Below are 17,507 nucleotides of genomic sequence, written 5' to 3'. Positions count from 1 at the left end.
CGGTCGGCTCACGCCGGCGCCGGAGCGGCTTCGACGACGCCGCGCGCCTTGGGCCAGATGAGCAGCGCCTCGACCACCATCCAGGCTTGCAGGCCGAGGATGGTCAGGCCGAACGCGAGCAGCGGCCACTTGTCGGCCCGGTTGGGCCAGTAGTCGGTCGCGATGTCGTGCACCATCGCCCACGCGGGCATCACGAACATCAGCACCATCGGCGCCGCGGCGAACGCCACGGGCAGGCCGCGGCGCGACAGGTAGAACACCAGCACGAGCAGCGCAAGGCCTGCCAGCAGCTGGTTGGTCGCTCCGAACAGCGGCCAGAGAATCAACCCGCCACTCCCCGGCCCGGCGGGGCCCGGCGCCATCGCCACCGCCCCGCCCGCGCCCACGGCGATCAGAGTCGCCACGTGCTTGTTCGTCAGCGGCGCGGCGCCGAGGGTCGCGCCGAGCTCTTGCAGCACGTAGCGCTGCAGCCGGGTGGCCGTGTCGAGCGTGGTGGCGGCGAAGCAGGCGACCAGCACGGCGATCGTCGCCACGGCGAAGCGCTGGGGCACGCCCAGCGCGGTGACGAAATTCGCGCCCCCCTCGACGAACGCGGCGACGTTCTGCTTGAGCCGCTGGTTCTTCCAGCCGCCGGTCGTGACCGATTGGCCCTCGGGCGTGGTGGTCGTGACCACCTGCGATTGGTACTTGGCGCGCCACGCGTCGGCGCCGGTGAGCCGCGTGCCGTCCGGCCCGTCGACGCCCATCCCCAGACCCGCGCAGCAGGCCAGGATCACCACCACGGCGAGCGCCCCCTCGGTGAGCATCCCTCCGTAGCCGACGACGCGGGCGTCGCACTCGTTGTTGACTTGCTTGCTGGTCGTGCCGCTCGCGACCAGGCAGTGGAAGCCGCTGCACGCGCCGCACGCGATCGTGATGAACAGGAACGGCCAGATCGGCGGCGCGTCGGCCGGGATGTCGCGGGCGATCATCGGGGCGGCCCCCAGGTCCGCCGCGCCGGTCGCGCCGGCGATCGCCATCCCGCCCACCAGCATGCCCATCGCCACGAGCAGTTGCTGGCTGTTGATGTAGTCGCGAGGCTGCAAGAGCAACCACACCGGCAAGACCGACGCGAAGTAGCAGTAGACCAGCAGCACCGCGGTCCAGAGCACAACCGGCGAGCCGAACGGACCGAGCGCTCCGACGGTTGGCATCTCGATGGGCCAGTAGTACGCCCCGAGCCAGACGGTCAAGTACAGCAGGCCCAACGCGACGAGCGACGGCGCCAGCAGCGGCCGCCCAGGGCGGATCACGAACGCGCCGATCAGCATGGCCAGGGGCATGGCGGTCCACACGCTCAGCACGCTTTCGGGGTAGACCTGGAAGATCACCGCGATCACCAGCCCGAAGATGCCGATCACGATGGTGAGCGCAAACGCCAGCACGAGCAGGAACAGCAGTTTCGCCCGCGGCGAGATGATCCGGCCGGCCGCTTCGCCGATGGTCTGGCCCCGGTTGCGGAGGCTCACCACCAGCGAGCCGAAGTCGTGCACCGCGCCGACGAAGATCGAGCCGAGCACCACCCACAGCAGCGCCGGCAGCCAGCCCCAGAAGACCGCGATCGCGGGCCCCACGATCGGCCCCGTCCCCGCGATGCTGGTGAAGTGGTGTCCGAAGACCACCTGCCGGGAAGTGGGGACGAAGTCGACGCCGTCCCGCTCGGTGTGGGCCGGCGTGGCCGCCGACGAGTCCAGGCAGAACACCCGCCGGCTGAGCCACCCGCCGTAAAACCGGTAGCCCAGCCACAGCGCGGCGAACGACAGGGCGGCGACAGCGATCGTCAACATGTACGGAGTCCAGACACCTAGCGAGGCGAGCAAGCCGACAAGAGCCGCCCGAGGACGGCCCAATCGACAATAACCGGCCACGCCGCGGGCGTCATTCCCGGAGTCGACCCCCCAGGGGACTTGTGTCGAGGCAGTCGAGCACCAGGGGCTCGGGCGTCGGCCTGGGGAGTTGCGGGCCAAATCGACAGCGGGGCGTTCCCGCGGGCTGATGCGGGGGGGGCGCGGGTTTCCCTGCGGCGTAGAGGCCGGATGGGGAATAAGGGGGAGAGCATCTCCTGCCCGACGGGGGGCGTCCCCCCTATAATCTGAGCCCGCGGCGCACCGGCGCCGTGCGGAAGCCCACCGACTGTGCTGCGATCCCGAGGAAGCTACCGTGCCAGAGAAAGTCGTCATCATCGGCAGCGGCCCCGCCGGCTGGACCGCCGCCATCTACGCGGCCCGTGCGAACCTCGACCCGCTGGTGTTCGAGGGCGCTGTGAGCGAAGAAAATCGCCAGTCCGGCACGCTCCCATTGGGGCAGCTCGCGCTGACGACCGAGGTCGAGAACTTCCCCGGCTTCCCGGCTGGCGACCTGTCGGGCTTCCTCAAGAGCTCGCTCGACGAGGGGCACCACTACCTCGCCGACATGCACGAGAAGAACGGCGTCAGCGGGCCCGAGCTGATGCACCTGATGCGGAAGCAGGCGACCAATTTCGGCACGCGCGTCGTGACCGACGACATCGTCGAGGTCGACTTCGGCCAGCGCCCCTTCAAGCTCAAGAGCGCGGGGACCGACGGGGAGGCCCGCCAGGTCGAGGCCCAATCCGTGATCATCGCCACCGGCGCGAGCGCGAACTACCTGGGCCTAGAGTCCGAGGAACGCTTCAAGAACAAAGGCGTCAGCGCCTGTGCCGTTTGCGACGGCGCCCTGCCGCGATTCCGCAACAAGCCGCTGGTGGTGGTCGGCGGCGGCGACTCGGCGGTCGAGGAAGCCGATTACCTTTCGAAGTACGCGAGCACGGTGTACCTGGTCCACCGCCGCGACAAGCTGCGCGCGTCGCGGATCATGGCCGACCGTGCGAAGAAGAACAAGAAGATCGACATCCTCTGGAACACCGAGGTCAAAGAGGTTCTCGGCGACGACGACAAGGGATTGACCGGCGTGCTGCTGGAGTCGACCACGGGCGAGCCCGATCGCGAGGTCGAAGCCACGGGCATGTTCCTGGCGATTGGCCACACGCCCAACACCGGCTTCCTGAAGGGCTCGCTCGAGATGAACGACAAGGGCTACCTCAAGTGGACCGTGCCGTTCCGCACCAACACGAGCGTCGAGGGCGTGTTCGCCGCGGGCGACGTGTCGGACGACTACTACCGCCAGGCCTGCACGGCCGCGGGCACCGGCTGCATGGCCGCGCTCGACGCAGAGCGCTGGCTCGCCGGCCAGGACATCATCGAAGAAGCCGTCGCCGGCTCGTACTCGAACATCGGTTCGGAGGGGTGAGGCCGCCCGCCCACTTGCTCTCTGCAGGCCCACGCGACTCTCCGGTATCCCTTCGCTCTGAAATCGCATGCCTCACCTGTCGGTCAAGGACGCCCGGCTCGAACCGGCGATCGGCGCCCAAGCCGTCGTTAAGGGGTGGGTCCGCACGCGGCGCGACTCGAAGGCCGGCTTCTCGTTCGTCGAAGTGAACGACGGCTCGTGCCTCGGCAACCTGCAGGTGATCGCGCCGGCGGAGCTCGCCAACTATGAGTCGGAGGTCAAACACCTGACGGCCGGCTGCAGCGTCGCGGTGGGGGGCGAGGTGGTCGCGTCGCAAGGCGGCAAGCAGGCGACCGAGCTGCGGGCCGATTCGCTTGAGGTGATCGGCTGGGCCGAGCCGGAGAACTACCCGCTGCAGAAGAAGCGGCACTCGCTCGAGAAGCTCCGCGAGTGGGCCCACCTGCGGCCGCGCACCAACGCGATCGGCGCGGTCATGCGGGTCCGCAACCGTGTGTCGCGTTCGATCCACGACTTCTTCCAAGAGGACGGCTTCCTCTACGTGCACACGCCGATCGTCACCGCGAGCGACTGCGAGGGCGCGGGGGAGATGTTCCGCGTCACGACGCTCGACCCGGCCGATCCGCCGCGTGACGACCGCGGCGCGGTCGACTACGCGAAGGACTTCTTCGGCCGCGCCAGTTACCTGACGGTGTCCGGTCAGCTCGAGGGAGAGATCTACGCGTCGGCGCTCGGCAAGGTCTACACGTTCGGCCCCACGTTCCGCGCGGAGAACTCTAACACGTCGCGGCACCTGGCCGAGTTCTGGATGGTCGAGCCGGAGGCCGCGTTCTTCGAGCTGAGCGACAACATCGACCTGGCAGAACGCTTCCTCAAGCGGATCGTGGCCGACGTGCTACGCGACTGCCAGGAGGACCTCGAGATGTTCAACCAGCACGTCGACAAGACGGTGCTCGAGCGGCTCGAGAAGCTGGCCGGCGGCGAGTTCAAGCGGCTTCCCTACACCGAGGCAATCGGCCTATTGGAACAAGCCGGGGAGGACTTTGAGTACCCGGTCGCGTGGGGCCACGACCTGCAGGCCGAGCACGAGCGCTGGCTCACGGAGAAGCACTTCGGCGGCCCGGTCGTGCTGACCGACTACCCGGCCTCGATCAAGCCGTTCTACATGTACGTGAACGGACCGGACGCCGAGGGCCGCACCACGGTCCGCGCGATGGACGTGCTCGTGCCCGGCGTGGGGGAGATCATTGGCGGCAGCCAACGCGAACACCGCCTCGACGTGCTCCAGCAACGGATGGAAGAGCAAGGCCTCGACCAGGCCGACTACTGGTGGTACCTCGACCTGCGGCGCTACGGCAGCGTGCCGCACGCGGGCTTCGGCCTCGGCCTGGAGCGGATGGTGCAGTACGTGACCGGCATGCACAACATCCGCGACGTGATCCCCTTCCCGCGCACGCCGGGGTCTTGCGAGTTTTGATCGCTCGGAGAGGAACGAACCACGAAGGGCACGAAGGGCACGACGGCCAACTCGTGGGACGAACTGTCTCGGCGAGCCCTGCCTTAAGAGCCGCCGTGCTCGTCGTGTCCGTCGTGGTCAGTTCTTGTGCGGCTCGCGGCGCTCGGCCTCGTCGAGCAGCTCCTCGAGCCGCGCGATTTGACGATCGCTTTGGGCGACGAGCTCCCGGAGCAGGATTAGCTTGCTGTCGATCTGGCCGGTGAGGTCGCGGGCCAGGTCGTGCAGCTCGACCTGCTGTCGGTTGAATCGCGCCTCGGCGTCGTGCCGGGCGCCGTCCCACGCGGTGGCCGGTCGAGGCTGCGTGTCGATCGGCCGGCCGACGCCCCGCTTGCGCTTGCCGAAGTAGCGGTAGCTCCGCCGCAGCAAGATCGCCGTGAGCAACCCGCAGCCGAGCGCGAACGCGATCGGCGCGAGCCAGGAGCTGTCGGCGATCGGCGGGCTGAATGGCATCCGGCTCGTTGGTAATTAACCACGACGGGCACAACGGACACGATGGCTCATTCCGCGGGGCGAGCCGCCGCTTGCTTAAGGGCAATGGCGGCCGTCGTGCTCTTTGTGTCCGTCGTGGTTCACTCCCCTTGAGATCGGCGCCATGCGGCCGCGGCGGCCACGGTCACTTCGGTCAGCGGCACGCCGGCCGCGTCGGCCACGGCCTTGCAATCGTCGTATTCCGGCGTGAACCGCTCGCCGCCGTCCGGCAGTGTGGCCACCGTTCCGGCCGCTTCGCCCCACGGGGTGTCGATCGTCACGCGCCGCCGCGGCAGCACGATCCGCTGGACCGTCTGCCGCCGGAGGCCGAGGGCCGTGGTGTGGCGGAACACGATCGCCGCCAGAGCATCCGCGTCGGCCGGCGACGCCTGCACGCTCAGCAGCACGCCGGGGCGATCCTTCTTCATCTGCAGCGGGGTGAGCGACGCGTCGAGCGCCCCCGCCGTGCGGAGCCGCCCGACACAGTCGCCGATCGCTTCGCCGGGCGTGTCGTCGAGGTTGGTTTCGAGCAGGACGATCGTCGTCGGCGCGTCGGAAGGCTGGCCGAGCGACGCGTCGGCCTTCTCGCCGAGGACCAGCCGCAGCAGGTTCGGGTGGTCGAAGTCTTTCTGCCCCGCGCCGTAGCCGATCCGCTCGATCGTCATCGCGGGCAGCGGGCCGAAGCCGCGGGCGAGCTCCTTGACGATCGCCGCGCCGGTCGGCGTGGTCAGCTCGCCAACTACCGGCTTATCGGGCGGGAACTCCGCGAGCGGCACGCCGGCGAGCAGCTCGGCGGTGGCCGGCGCGGGGATCGCGCAGCGGCCGTGGGCGATTTGCACGAAGCCCGACCCGGTCGGCACGGGCGAGGCGTACACCGCGTCGACCCCCAGCAAGTCCCAGCCGATCGCCGCGCCGACGATGTCCGCGATCGAGTCGATCGCGCCGACCTCGTGGAAGTGGACCTTCTCGAGCGTCGAGCCGTGGACCTTCGCTTCGGCCTCGGCGATCCGGCGGAAGATGGCGGTGGCCAGCTCCCGCGCGCGGGGCGTGAGCGAGCCGCCGTCGATCATCGCCTGGATGTGGTGCAGGTGGCGGTGGGCGTGCTCCGGCTCGTGCTCGACCGTGACCTGGGTCGCGCGGAAGCCCTTCTTCTTGACCTCGGTGGCGGTCAGGCGGCAGTTGGGCGTGTTGTCGGGCCACGCGAGCGAGTCGAGGCCGGCTTGGATCGCCGCCAAATCGACGCCGGCGTCGACGAGCGCGCCAAGCGTCATGTCGCCGCTGATGCCGCTAGCACAGTCGAGGTAGGCAATACGCATAGGGCCTTACACGGTGGGGAGGCGGACTTGCTTTCCCAGCGTAACAGAACCCGAGCCGCGACCGTCAGGGAGCGACCCGCGGGCTTCGGAGCCGCTCAGCACGGCCGTGGATCGTGTTGACCGCACCAGCCAAAACCCCTAGCGTCCGCCGGCTCGACGAACCTTCTGGACGCTAGCGTGCAATGGACGACGCCCCGACACTGAAGCTGCTCGCGGTCGCCGCCGACGCACAGCCGGGCCTGTCGGTCGCCGAGCTCGTCGCCCGACAAAGCGGCGAAACGGCCGCGCCGGCGATCGCCACGACCGTCGCCGACGCGCTCGCACGGCTGCGGAGCGAGCCCTTCGACGCGATCCTCGCGCTGCACGAGCCCCCGCGGCTCGACGCGCTCACCCTCGCCAAGGCGCTACGCGGCGCCGGGGACGAAACCCCCTTGGCGGTCGTCGGGCACGCGTCGCCGATCGACCTGGAGGCCGCCGTCTGGGACGCCGGCGCCGACGAGTACGCGTGCCTCGCGCAGACCAGCGCGGAGCAACTCGCCGGCCGGCTCCGCCGGGCGATCGACGCCCGTCGACGCACCCGCGAGGCGCGGCGTTTGCTAGTCGCCGAGCAGCGCCGCCTGGAACGGGAGGCCGAAGAGGCGACCCAGCTGCTGCTCGCGCAGCAGCGGCTCGTCGCTGCCCTGGCCGGCGGTCGGGCGGCGGCGAGCGACCGAGCACGGCCCACGCTGCGGTTGGCCGGAGCGGCGTCCGATCGATACACCCAGTTCGCCGAGGCGTCGCTGGTCGAGGACCGGCTCGACCCGGCCGCGGTCCGCCGCCTTGCCGAGTCGCTCGCCGACGAGGGCGCAAGCGGACCCGAGCTGCTCGAGGCCCACCTGGCGGCGATCGACCGAGTGACGCACGGCGCACCGGCGGCCGGGGCTCGGCGGCTCCGCTCGCAAGCGGATCGGCTCCTGCTAGAGGCCACGCTTCTCTTGGCGGAGGCCTACCGTGAGCGTTACGTTCGGGCGACAGAGAGTCTCGCCCGAACGACGCCCGCCGCCCGTGCCGCATGACCCCCGCCGAAGAATTCGCCCCCCGCTCCCGCCGCGGCGACGACGCGACCACGGTCGCCGAGCTGCGAGAACTCGTCGAGCGGTTCGTGGCCGAGCGTGAGTGGTCGAAGTACCACTCGCCGAAGAACTTGGCGATGTCGATCGCTATCGAGGCGGCCGAGCTGATGGAGCACTTCCAGTGGCTCACACCGGAGCAGGCGCAAGCGGTCGCCGACGATCCGGAGAAGCGGGCCGCCGCTGGCGAGGAGCTTGCCGACGTCGTGGGCTATTGCTTCGCGATGGCCGGCGCGTTGGGCCTCGACCTATCGGAGACCGTCCGCTCAAAGATGCGGCGCAACCACGACAAGTACCCGGCGGACGTGTTCCGCGGGCGGGCGAGCTACGACCGGCCTGGGGGCGAATGACCGAGGACCAAATCGCAATGACCAATGGGCCCCTAGCTTGCGAGGATTGGTCAATGGGGCTTGGTCATTGGTCCTTCGCATCCCAAGCCAAGGCATAGGGAGCGCCATGGCCAGGACCCGCCTAGCGATCGTCGGCGCGAGCGTGCGTGCGGCGGCCCAGTCGGCGCTCCGGGCGGGCTTCGACGTGGTCGGCGCCGACCTGTTCGCCGACTCCGACCTCGACGGCCTGTGCCCCGTCACGAAGATCCCCGGCGCCGAGTATCCCGACGCGCTGGCCGATTGGCTCGCCGAGCAGTCCGTCGACGCGTGGATGTACACGGGCGCGCTCGAGAATCATCCGGACCTGGTCGATCGCATGGCGGCCATCGCGCCGCTGTGGGGCGTGAGCGGCGAGGCGCTCCGCCGGTGCCGCGACCCGCTCGTGGTGCAGGGGGTTTTGGCCGGGTACGGAGTCCGCTTTGCCGAGACGCGTCTACCCTTCCTTAGGGCTCTAGAGTCGGAAGACTGGCTGTTCAAGACCTACCGTCACAGCGGCGGCGCCGGCATACGTGAGTTGCACGCGAGCGAGGACCGGGCTGTTCTCAACGGGCAGGGCTTCGCGCAGCGGTTCGTAGTAGGCGCACCGTGCTCGGTGGTGTTCGCTCTCAGTGACACATCGGCTGCTGCCCTGGGGGTTTGTCGCCAGCGGATTGGAACCCACGACAACTCATGGGCCTTCGCCGGCGCGTCGGGCCCGGTGGTTCATGGCGCCGGGGTCGCGGTGATGTTGGCCCGTCTTGGCGCTGCGCTTCTACAGGGGCTTTCGCTTCGCGGTATTGTCGGCGTCGATTTTGTGGTCGATACGGAGCGCGACTCGGAGGCTACCGTTGTCGAGATCAATCCTCGCTTCACAGCCTCTGTGGAGGTCCACGAGCGCGTCCGGAGGCGATCGGCGGCGGCCGAGTTAACGGCCGCGTTCCACGGACTAGCTATCGATCATTGGGTCGGCCGAATCAAACAACGCGTTGCGAAACGGTTCTTGTTCGCAACGGAATCGGTAAGGATCGACGAGGCGTTTGCCGCCTGGATGACCACCCACGACTGCGCGGACCGACCCCGCGTCGGCGAGCGCATCGAGGCGGGACGGCCCGTCTGCACCCTGTTCGCCGAGGGGGACTCCGTCGACACGGCCGAGGCGAACGCCGAGCTACTCGCCGCCGAAGCGCTCGGCGTGCTCAGCGAGTGTCGCGTAGACTGAGGACGTGCGTCCTGCTACCTGCCACCTGCCCCCTGTCACCTCTATGCGTATCGGCGTTGTCAGCGACACGCACGGCTCGGTCGAGCACACGCGGCCAGCCGTGCGGATGCTCGAGTCGCTCGACGTCGCCGCGGTGCTGCACTGCGGCGACATCGGCTCGGCCGAATTGGTCGAGATGTTCGCGCCGTGGCCGACGCACTTCGTCTTCGGCAATTGCGACGATGACCACGCCGGGCTCCGCCACGCGATCGAGGCCGCCGGGCAGACGTGCCACGGCTTGTTCGGCGCGATCGAATTGGAGGGCGTGCCGATCGCGCTGTTGCACAGCCACGAGCGGCGGCGTTTCGACTCGGCGCAGGTGTCGGGCGAGTACCGCCTGATCTGCTATGGCCACACGCACGTCGCGGCGGCCGAAAAGCTCGGCGACACGCTCGTGCTCAACCCGGGCGCGCTCTACCGCGCGAACCCGCACTCGATCGCGGTGGTGGAGCTGCCCGCTGTTGAGGCGACGCACATCAAGCTGTGACGGCGGCCGTCGCCCGCCGAGCGTTTTTCAGCCGGCGAGGCGCCGCAGCGGCGCGTCGGCGGCGAACGCGTCCTCGGCCGAGCGGTGGTAGTACTGCATCAGGTACGCGTCTTCCGGCGAGTCGTCGTAGAAGTCGCGGAGCACGCTGGTGGCTTTGAAGCCGGCGGCGCGGAAGAAGATCTGCGCGGGCAGGTTGGTCTCACGCACCTCGAGCGACAGCCGTGTGCGGCGTTGGCTGCTGAGCTTGCCGATCAGCTTCTCGACCATCTGCGTGCCCACGCCCGACCGGCGCGCCGCCTTCGATACGGCGAAGTTCAGCAGGTGCAGGCGGGTCTTGTGCAGCTCGTAGATCATGAACCCGACGACCCGCTCGCCTTGCCCCGGCGTGGGGCAGCCCTCGGCGACCATGCCGATGCAATTGCGTTGCCGCAGGCAGGCGATGAAGTCTTCTTCGGACCACGGGAACTCGAACGCCGACTGCTCGATCTCGAGCACCTGCGGCATGTCGCGACGAATCATCCAGCGGATATGGACGTCTAGCCGGGTGCGGCTCTCGGTCGTCGCCATGAGAAGCGTCTCCTTCAGCGATCAGCGGCGCGTCGCCCGAGGAGCGATCTGCCGGAGTTACCAGTCCTTTGGCCTCCGCCCAAGAGCACGCCTGACGCGGAGCGAGGGGAGTCGCCGCGGCTCGTGCTTGTCGAGCAGGGGGAAATTATCAGACCCCCCGGCGCGTGCCAAGCCGAAAGGCCAGCGGGAAAAGGCGGACCGGCTGCGGGAAAACCGCCGGCCCCAAAAGCCACGCATTGCCCTTGACGCCCCTGGGCGGTGGCGCGCGGCGCGGGGTCGTGACGAACGCTCCGGTCCGTCCGGCGGTGCGGGCTGCGGATCGGGCAAAACGGGGCGTCTGCAAGCGTTGCGCGGGGCGTGCGTGTCGTACGCTTTCGGGCCGCGTTGCGCGCCGTGGTGGTCCGCGTCGGCCGCGGCCCTCCGTTGCCCGCCGGCTCGACGCTCCGCTGGATCCCCCATGTCCCCTCCCGCAAGCCCACGCGCCTCGGATCGCCGGCAGGCCGGGTTGATCCGTCGGTTGGCGGTCTTGCTGCTGGCGGTCGCGTGCGCGGCGCCGCTGGCGATGAACGTGGCCTGCCCCGATCTGTGGGGGCATGTGCTCTACGGCCAGGAGTGGATCGGATCAGGCCGGCTGCCCCGCACCGCAACCCACACGTTCACCGCCGTGGGCCAGCCATGGGTGAACCACGAACTGCTAGCCGAGCGGCTGCTCGCCGGCGGGTTCCGCGTGGGCGGGGTAGTCGGGATGCAAGCCGCGAAGGTCGCGCTCGGCATGGCGATGCTCCTGTTGATGGCCTCGGCCGCTCGCCGCCACGCAACGGCGCCGATCGTCACGTGGTCGGTCCTGCTCACGGTCGCCAACGCGCTGGAGGGGTTCTTTCCAATTCGGCCGCAGTTGCTGAGCTTCCTGTACTGCTCGCTGCTGCTTTGGCTGCTCGACCGGAGCGTCGCGTCGCGCGACTCGTCGGCGAGCCACGAAGCGATCGACTGGCGGCCGCTGCTGGGCGTGCCGCCGCTGATGGCGGTGTGGGCGAATTCGCACGGCGGGTTCGCGTTTGGGCTGCTGTTGCTAGCGGCAGTGCTAGGCGGTCGGCTGATCGAATCTTTGATCCAGCGCCGCGAGGGCGTTTGGTGGGCCGCCGCCGGGTCGGCGGCGGTCTTGATGGCGAGCGTGTCCGCCACGCTGATCAACCCGTACGGCTGGCGGTTGCACGCGTGGCTCGGCGAGTCGCTCGCGGCGCCGCGGCCCGAGATCACCGAGTGGGACGCGCCGACCGTCGGCAACCCGGTCTTCGCTCCGTTCGTGGTGTTGCTGGTGCTGACGCTCGTTTCGCTCTTGGCGAGCGAACGGCGCCGCGATTGGACCCAGGTCGCCGTGCTGGCCGTGGTCGCGTGGCAGGCGGCCGAGCACCTGCGGCACATCGCGTTGTTCGCGATCCTGTGCGGTTTCTGGCTGCCGCCGCACACGCAGTCGGCCGGGCGCCGCGTGGTGCGGTGGTTCGCCGGCCGACGCACTCTGCGCTATCCCTGGCCCGGCGCCGAGGCGACGCCGCTTTTGCGGCGAGTCGCGGTGGCGGGGCTGGCCGGCCTCGTCGCGTTGCAGGCGACGATCGTCGGCGAGCGGCTGAGGGAGTTGCCGGTCTACCGCTCGCACTGGCCAGTCGACGCGGTCCAGTGGATGGCCGATCACCGCGTCGGCGGCGACGTGCTGGTTTGCTTCAACTGGGCGCAGTACGCGATGGCCGCCTTGGCGCCCGATATCCGCGTGGCGGTCGACGGCCGTTTTCGCACCTGCTACCCGCAGGCGGTCATCGACCGGCACTTCGACTTCCTGCTCGCCGATGGCCAGCCGCGCTACCGGGCCGAGGGCTCCGGCCCGATCGACCGGCGCCGCACGCTCCGCGAAGACCGGCCCGACTACGTGCTGCTCGACCGCCGCTATCCGGCGCCGGTTCACCAGATGCAGAGGCTGGCCAGCGAGCCTCGCAGCGCCTGGGCGCTGCTGTACCAAGACGCCCTCGCCCAGCTCTGGGGTCGGCGGCCGGTCGTCGACGACCCGGCGTCGGACCGGTACGTGCCGCCGGAGCGACGCTTCGTTTCCGATCACTACTCGATGACGGCGGTGAACTGGCCGGGGGCGCCCCGGCGCGGCGCCGCGTTCGCAGGGGAACCTACCGGGCGGGTCGCAAAGAACGCCGTCAGCGGCGCCTCGGCCGATACGCCCAACACCAACGGATAGAGGACGATGAGCACTCTCGACCAACGCGACGCCACCAAGACGCCAGCCGCCAAGCCGCGCGACACGCCGGCCTCCGGCGCCGGCGACGCGCTTCGCGGCCGGATGGAGCAGACGCTCGCCCAAGCCGAGGCCGCGCTGGCCGAGGCGCGCCGGCACGGCGACCTGGCCCAGGCGGACCGCGTCCGCCAAGCGGCCGATCCTGCGCCGGCCAAGCTGAAGGTCACCGTGATGATGCCCGTGTTCAATGAGGCGGCCACCATCCGGGAGATCGTCGCTCGCGTGCGGGCCGAGGCTCGCCACGACGAGCTGTTGATCGTCGACGACTGCAGCACCGACGGCACGCGTGACGCGCTGATCGAACTCGAGCAAGCGTCGGACGACGTCCGCGTGATCCTGCACGGCTACAACCGCGGCAAGGGCGCCGCGCTACGGACCGCGCTGCGGCACGCCCGCGGCGATGTCGTGCTCGTACAGGACGCCGACCTCGAGTACGACCCGTCCGACTACGCGCGGTTGATCGACCCCATCCAGCGGGGCGAGGCGGACGTCGTCTACGGGTCGCGGTTCCTCGAGAACGCCCACCAGGACCCGTCGCGGCTGCACCGGCTCGGCAACCGGATGCTCACCGCCGCGTCGAACATGACGACGGGCCTCCGCCTGACCGACATGGAGACCTGCTACAAAGCCCTCCGCCGCGACGCGCTGCGCGGTGTGCCGCTGAAGGAGAACCGTTTTGGGTTCGAGCCGGAGATCACCGCCAAGCTGGCCCGCCGCGGCTGCCGCTTCCTCGAGGTCCCGATCGCCTACAACAGCCGCGGCTGGGACGAGGGCAAGAAGATCGGCCTCCGCGACGCGGTCCGCGCGCTGTGGTGTATCGCGCGGTATGCGTGGCTGGACTGACATGGTTGCCAGTGGCCAGTTGCCAGTGGTCGGTGGCCAGTGGTCGGTGGCCAGGAGGGACATCTGGCGACTGGCTACTGGATCGTGGCTACTGACCACCGCCGCCCAAGGCCCCTTCGATCGCCGACACCAGCTCGACGCTCGTCGGCTCGACCGCCGACTTGTAGCGGCCGATGACCTCGCCGTCGCGGCTCACGAGGAACTTCTCGAAGTTCCAGTTGATCTTGCCTGGGTAGGGCGACTCGTTCGTCAGGTACGCGTACAGCGGGCATTGGTCTTCGCCGTTCACGTCGACCTTCGCGAGCATGTCGAACTCCGCGCCGTAGTTGGCCGAGCAGAAGGCCGCGATCTGGTCCGCCGTGCCCGGCTCTTGCCCGCCAAACTGATTGCACGGCACGCCGACGATCGCCAGCCCCTTGTCGGCGTAACGCTCGTGCAGCTCCTGCAAGCCCGCGTACTGCGGCGTGTAGCCGCACTTGCTCGCCACGTTCACCAGCAGCACGACCTTGCCCCGATACTTCTCGGCGAGATCGACGGTGTCGCCGCCGAGGGTCTCCATCGTGAAGTCGAGCGCGTGCGGCGAGGGGGCGTCTTCGGCGTGGATCGGCGGCGTGGCGGCCATGAGCAGCAGAATCGGCAAGCAGGCGAGCGGAGAACGCATTCGGTTTACCTCTTGAGCGGGGGGAACCCTGTCCGGAGCGGAGCGAACCGCCCGAACGACAATAAGCCAGACCCGCCCCGCCGACCACTGCCGGGTCCCGCCAGAGGAGGCCCCGCCGAGGGCGCTTACCTGGCGGGGGGGCCCGTGAGCACGTAGTCGCTGGTCCCGCGGCCTAGCTTCTCGAACGTCGCCATCACGTCGGCCGACGGCGCGTCGATCGGGGTTACCTCGGCGGCAGGGAGGATCACCACATCGCCGGTCCACGGGTCGGGCGAGCTGGGCAGGTAGACCGTCACGACGCCCGACGCGTCGCGTTCCACCTCCATGCCGACGCGTGTGGCGCCTTGCAGCCGCACCACGACCGGCCGCAGGGTGCCCGTGCCGAGGTTTCCCGTTAGCTGGTCTTTGAACACCGCGTAGCGCGGGAACAGCATCAGCAAGTACCGCTCGGCTCGCTCGGTGAACCACCGGCCCAGCCGCCGCCGTGCGAACACCCCCGCCGCGAAGCACGCGAGCACCAGCAGGACGGACGAGGCCACCGCGACCGACGCGTACAACAGCGGGCCGAGTTCCACGTAATGGCCGATCGTGTCGCTGTTCTCGCGCAAGTAGTCTTGCAACGCCGATACCACGCCCGCCACGATCATCGCCGCTTGCCCGAGCAACGCCCCGACAACCATCAGCGGCAGCAGGAACACGACCCCGCCCAAGAGCGTGGTCTTCAGCAGGCCAAAGTACCGCTCGAAGTGGCGTTTCATCTGCCCCTACGGACGCAGCCGTGACATGGCTTGGAGCATTTCTTGCTGCAGCTCGGCCGGGTCGCCGAAGTGCTCGGTGAACACGGCGATACGCCGTCGCGCGGCGGCGGCGTCCGACTCACCGGCGGGGGGGCCCTTGAGGGGCTCGCGCTGTTGCATCGCTTGCACGTAGCCGATGTAGTCGCTGCGCCGCCTGTGGATCAAGTAGTAGTTCAGCGCCCACGCGTCGGCGTAGGCCACGCCGGCGGTGCGCGGGTCGCGCAATCGGTCGTCCGACGCGATGAGGCTCGCGAGCGAGCCCTCGTTCCACTCGCCCAGGTGCCGCAGGAACGTGACGAGCCGGCGGCGGTTCACGCGGCCGATGCCGCTCCACCCCCGGGCGCCGCCGGAGCCGGGCGCCTCGAAGTAGACGGCCATCCCCTCGACGTACCACAGCGGCAGGTCGGCCAGCCGGGGCATGAGGCCGGTGTTGAAGCAGACCTGGTGGGTCGCCTCGTGGATGATGGTGCTCACCAGCGGCTCGGCCGCTGGGGTGGCGAGCATGCGCGTGATCTCCCGCCGCGAGCCCCGCCGCACCGCCACGCCCGCCGCGCGGAGCTCGTCCGAGCCGGTCAGGTCGAACATCCGCACGCGGTTGTTCTTCAGGTTGTAGTAACCGACCGCCGCGCCGCCGACGCCGTCGGCCTCGCTGGCTTGCTTGTAGTCGGCCGCCGACCGGTGGACGACGATCGGCAGCGGGAACTCGGCCTCCTCGATCTCGGCGCCCTGCTGCTTCCAGTACCGCTGCAACGCGGCGTAGAGGCCCTCCATCAGCGAGCTGGTCCACTCCGCGTACTCGCGGCTGGTGTCGTACACCACCGCGTAGTGCGGGGTGGTGTGCAATCGCCAGCCCCCGGGCAGCTCATCGAGCAGCCGCTCGCCGAGCTCCTCGGCGGTCGCCGGGCGGAAGGGCGTGTCGTTCGACTCGATCGACAGCACGTCGTCGGTGGCGATCAGGTAGCGGCCGCCGTCGACCGTTTCGAAGAAGCGGTTGCCGACCGAGTCCTCGATCAACACCCGCCCTTGGGCCGTGATCTCACGCGGGTCCGCGTCGGGGCTCGGCCGGTCGCGGAAGGTGATCGTGTCGACCGCCGCGCAGGGAACGGCCGCGGCGAGCACTACGGCGACGCGGAGTAAACGCAGTTGGGCAAATCGCATCCGCTTATCCTAACTCAACCTCGCCGGGAAGGCTCGGCCAATCGGGCCGCTAGAGGGACCGCAAGCAGCCGCAGCAACCAACCGGCCAGGAAGAGGCTCGCGTAAACACGCAACGCCCGCTGGTCCCCCGCCGCGAGCAGGTCGTAGAGCAATCCGCCGGCCAGCATCGTCAGCCCGTTCGACAGGTCGCCCAACGCGTGGTACACGGCCAGGTACGGGGCGTTGTTCTTCGGGTCGCCCAGGCCCAGCTTCAGCGTGTCCAGCCCGATGTTGATCGGTGCGTAAGCCACCCACAGCGCGAAAGCCACGGCGATCCACCACGACGAACCGGGCGCCGCGAGTAAGAAGCACAGCGGGCCGCACGCCACGAGCAATTGCGCCGTCGTTATCACCCGCCGGGGCCCGAAACGTGCGATCCAGTTGCCGGCGACCGGCGCGAGAGCCGCTTGGCCGCCCCACATCGCCGCACGGAGGCTCTGCAGTTGCTCGTACTGCATGCCCAGCACACGGAACGGGTACATGCCCTGCGCGGCGCCCGTCAGGCCGTTGGCGGCGCTGAGCCAACAATTGAACACGATCAGCCGGCGGTAGCCCGACTCGGCAAGCGCCCGGCGGAGCGACCGCCACGGCGACTGCGGCGCCGCGCTAGGGCGTGACGCCATGGCCGTCGTCAGCGCCAGCGGCACGAGCGACAACGCCATCAGGGCCGCCCCGACCGAGGCCGACGCCGCCAGCGGCGCCCAGCGCGGCGCGCCGGGCAAGAGCCCGGCCCAAGCGGCCGCCAGCAAGATGCTCACGCCCACCCCAACCAGCCGGCCGACCGACAAGCAGCTCTCGCGGCGACCCAACAGCTGGCTCCGCAGGCGCGGCGGGTAGAGGTCGCCGATCCAGCTCCACAACGCGACCACGGCCACGTATTCCAACAAGTGGTACAGGCACCAAGCGGAGACCAGCAGAACGATCCGCCCCGTGAGGGCCCGGCCGTCGCTCACCGCCGGCGCGTCCCACACGGCGGCCGGCGCGAGCGGCAGCACCGCGACGCTCGCCGCGAAGGCCGCCAAGCAAACGGCCTTCCGCCCCACGCCGCGGTCGGCCGCCGCACGCAGGATCGACGGCGCCGCCAGCCGCAAGACGCCGGCGAAACGCGGCGCGGCCGCGATCCACGCGATCGCCACCCCCCGCGCGCCGAGTTCCAGCGCCAGGTACGTGACGAGCGTCGTCGACACGAGGCCGTTCCCGAGCGCCCAAAACACCGCGTTGAGCAGCGTCAGCCGCACGTCGCGGCGCCGCCGGGCTGGGGTTCGATGGTCGGCTGCGGCGGCGGGCACGAGTGGCAACCTAATCGGGCGCCGCGGGCGTG

At 69.8% G+C, this 17,507-nt stretch carries 16 protein-coding genes; 8 read left to right on the top strand and 8 right to left on the bottom strand.

The window, feature by feature from the left end; genetic code table 11:
- Positions 1 to 8: 8 nt before the first annotated feature.
- A complete protein-coding gene (locus RIC11_RS17575; protein ID WP_350213570.1) occupies positions 9 to 1,826 on the bottom strand; it encodes a carbon starvation CstA family protein in 1,818 nt (605 codons plus the stop codon).
- 373 nt (positions 1,827 to 2,199) lie between these two features.
- Between RIC11_RS17575 and RIC11_RS17570 the strand changes: the two genes are divergently transcribed.
- Positions 2,200 to 3,306, top strand: a complete 1,107-nt coding sequence (locus tag RIC11_RS17570; RefSeq protein WP_350213569.1) for a thioredoxin-disulfide reductase — start codon at positions 2,200 to 2,202, stop codon at positions 3,304 to 3,306.
- A gap of 67 nt (positions 3,307 to 3,373) precedes the next feature.
- Positions 3,374 to 4,780: an asparagine--tRNA ligase gene (gene asnS, locus RIC11_RS17565; RefSeq protein WP_350213568.1), complete on the top strand. Its 1,407-nt coding sequence runs from the start codon at positions 3,374 to 3,376 to the stop codon at positions 4,778 to 4,780.
- A gap of 117 nt (positions 4,781 to 4,897) precedes the next feature.
- Here asnS and RIC11_RS17560 read toward each other — a convergent pair whose 3' ends face one another.
- A complete protein-coding gene (locus RIC11_RS17560) occupies positions 4,898 to 5,269 on the bottom strand; it encodes a hypothetical protein (protein WP_350213567.1) in 372 nt (123 codons plus the stop codon).
- A 119-nt stretch (positions 5,270 to 5,388) separates the two neighbouring features.
- Positions 5,389 to 6,603, bottom strand: coding sequence for a nickel pincer cofactor biosynthesis protein LarC (larC, locus tag RIC11_RS17555; protein WP_350213566.1), 1,215 nt, complete (start codon positions 6,601 to 6,603; stop codon positions 5,389 to 5,391).
- A gap of 182 nt (positions 6,604 to 6,785) precedes the next feature.
- Here larC and RIC11_RS17550 point away from each other — a divergent pair, with 182 nt between their 5' ends.
- The 4 genes from RIC11_RS17550 to RIC11_RS17535 all read left to right on the top strand — a co-directional run bounded on the left by RIC11_RS17550 (position 6,786) and on the right by RIC11_RS17535 (position 9,825).
- On the top strand, positions 6,786 to 7,658 hold the full coding sequence (locus tag RIC11_RS17550; RefSeq protein WP_350213565.1) for a response regulator transcription factor: 873 nt from the start codon (positions 6,786 to 6,788) through the stop codon (positions 7,656 to 7,658).
- Entirely contained in the window at positions 7,655 to 8,062 is a 408-nt protein-coding gene (locus tag RIC11_RS17545; RefSeq protein WP_350213564.1) for a nucleotide pyrophosphohydrolase, read from the top strand. Before RIC11_RS17550 ends, RIC11_RS17545 begins: the two co-directional genes overlap by 4 nt.
- A 67-nt stretch (positions 8,063 to 8,129) precedes the next feature.
- Complete coding sequence (locus RIC11_RS17540; RefSeq protein WP_350213563.1) at positions 8,130 to 9,299, top strand: ATP-grasp domain-containing protein; 1,170 nt, start codon at positions 8,130 to 8,132, stop codon at positions 9,297 to 9,299.
- Between the two features lie 43 nt (positions 9,300 to 9,342).
- Entirely contained in the window at positions 9,343 to 9,825 is a 483-nt protein-coding gene (locus tag RIC11_RS17535; RefSeq protein WP_350213562.1) for a YfcE family phosphodiesterase, read from the top strand.
- Positions 9,826 to 9,852: 27 nt separating this feature from the next.
- On the opposite strand, the gene rimI is transcribed toward RIC11_RS17535, so the two are convergent.
- Positions 9,853 to 10,392, bottom strand: coding sequence for a ribosomal protein S18-alanine N-acetyltransferase (gene rimI, locus RIC11_RS17530; RefSeq protein WP_350213561.1), 540 nt, complete (start codon positions 10,390 to 10,392; stop codon positions 9,853 to 9,855).
- Positions 10,393 to 10,849: 457 nt separating this feature from the next.
- Between rimI and RIC11_RS17525 the strand changes: the two genes are divergently transcribed.
- On the top strand, positions 10,850 to 12,631 hold the full coding sequence (locus RIC11_RS17525; protein ID WP_350213560.1) for a hypothetical protein: 1,782 nt from the start codon (positions 10,850 to 10,852) through the stop codon (positions 12,629 to 12,631).
- A gap of 6 nt (positions 12,632 to 12,637) precedes the next feature.
- Complete coding sequence (locus tag RIC11_RS17520; protein ID WP_350213559.1) at positions 12,638 to 13,531, top strand: glycosyltransferase family 2 protein; 894 nt, start codon at positions 12,638 to 12,640, stop codon at positions 13,529 to 13,531.
- 88 nt (positions 13,532 to 13,619) lie between these two features.
- Here the strand turns inward: RIC11_RS17520 and RIC11_RS17515 are convergent, their stop codons facing one another.
- The 4 genes from RIC11_RS17515 to RIC11_RS17500 form a co-directional block, all read right to left on the bottom strand.
- Positions 13,620 to 14,192 (bottom strand): glutathione peroxidase, encoded by a 573-nt coding sequence (locus tag RIC11_RS17515; protein ID WP_502879399.1) that lies wholly within the window; start codon positions 14,190 to 14,192, stop codon positions 13,620 to 13,622.
- Positions 14,193 to 14,317: 125 nt separating this feature from the next.
- Positions 14,318 to 14,950, bottom strand: a complete 633-nt coding sequence (locus RIC11_RS17510) for a DUF502 domain-containing protein (RefSeq protein ID WP_350213558.1) — start codon at positions 14,948 to 14,950, stop codon at positions 14,318 to 14,320.
- Between the two features lie 6 nt (positions 14,951 to 14,956).
- Positions 14,957 to 16,147, bottom strand: coding sequence for a DUF1570 domain-containing protein (locus RIC11_RS17505; RefSeq protein WP_350213557.1), 1,191 nt, complete (start codon positions 16,145 to 16,147; stop codon positions 14,957 to 14,959).
- Positions 16,148 to 16,161: 14 nt separating this feature from the next.
- Positions 16,162 to 17,475 carry a hypothetical protein gene (locus RIC11_RS17500; RefSeq protein ID WP_350213556.1) on the bottom strand — a complete coding sequence of 438 codons (1,314 nt, stop codon included), beginning with the start codon at positions 17,473 to 17,475 and terminating at the stop codon, positions 16,162 to 16,164.
- Positions 17,476 to 17,507 lie beyond the last annotated feature (32 nt).

The sequence above is a fragment of the Botrimarina sp. genome, assembly GCF_040219535.1.
GTDB lineage: Bacteria > Planctomycetota > Planctomycetia > Pirellulales > Lacipirellulaceae > Botrimarina.
This window is presented reverse-complemented; position numbering and strand designations above follow the sequence as displayed.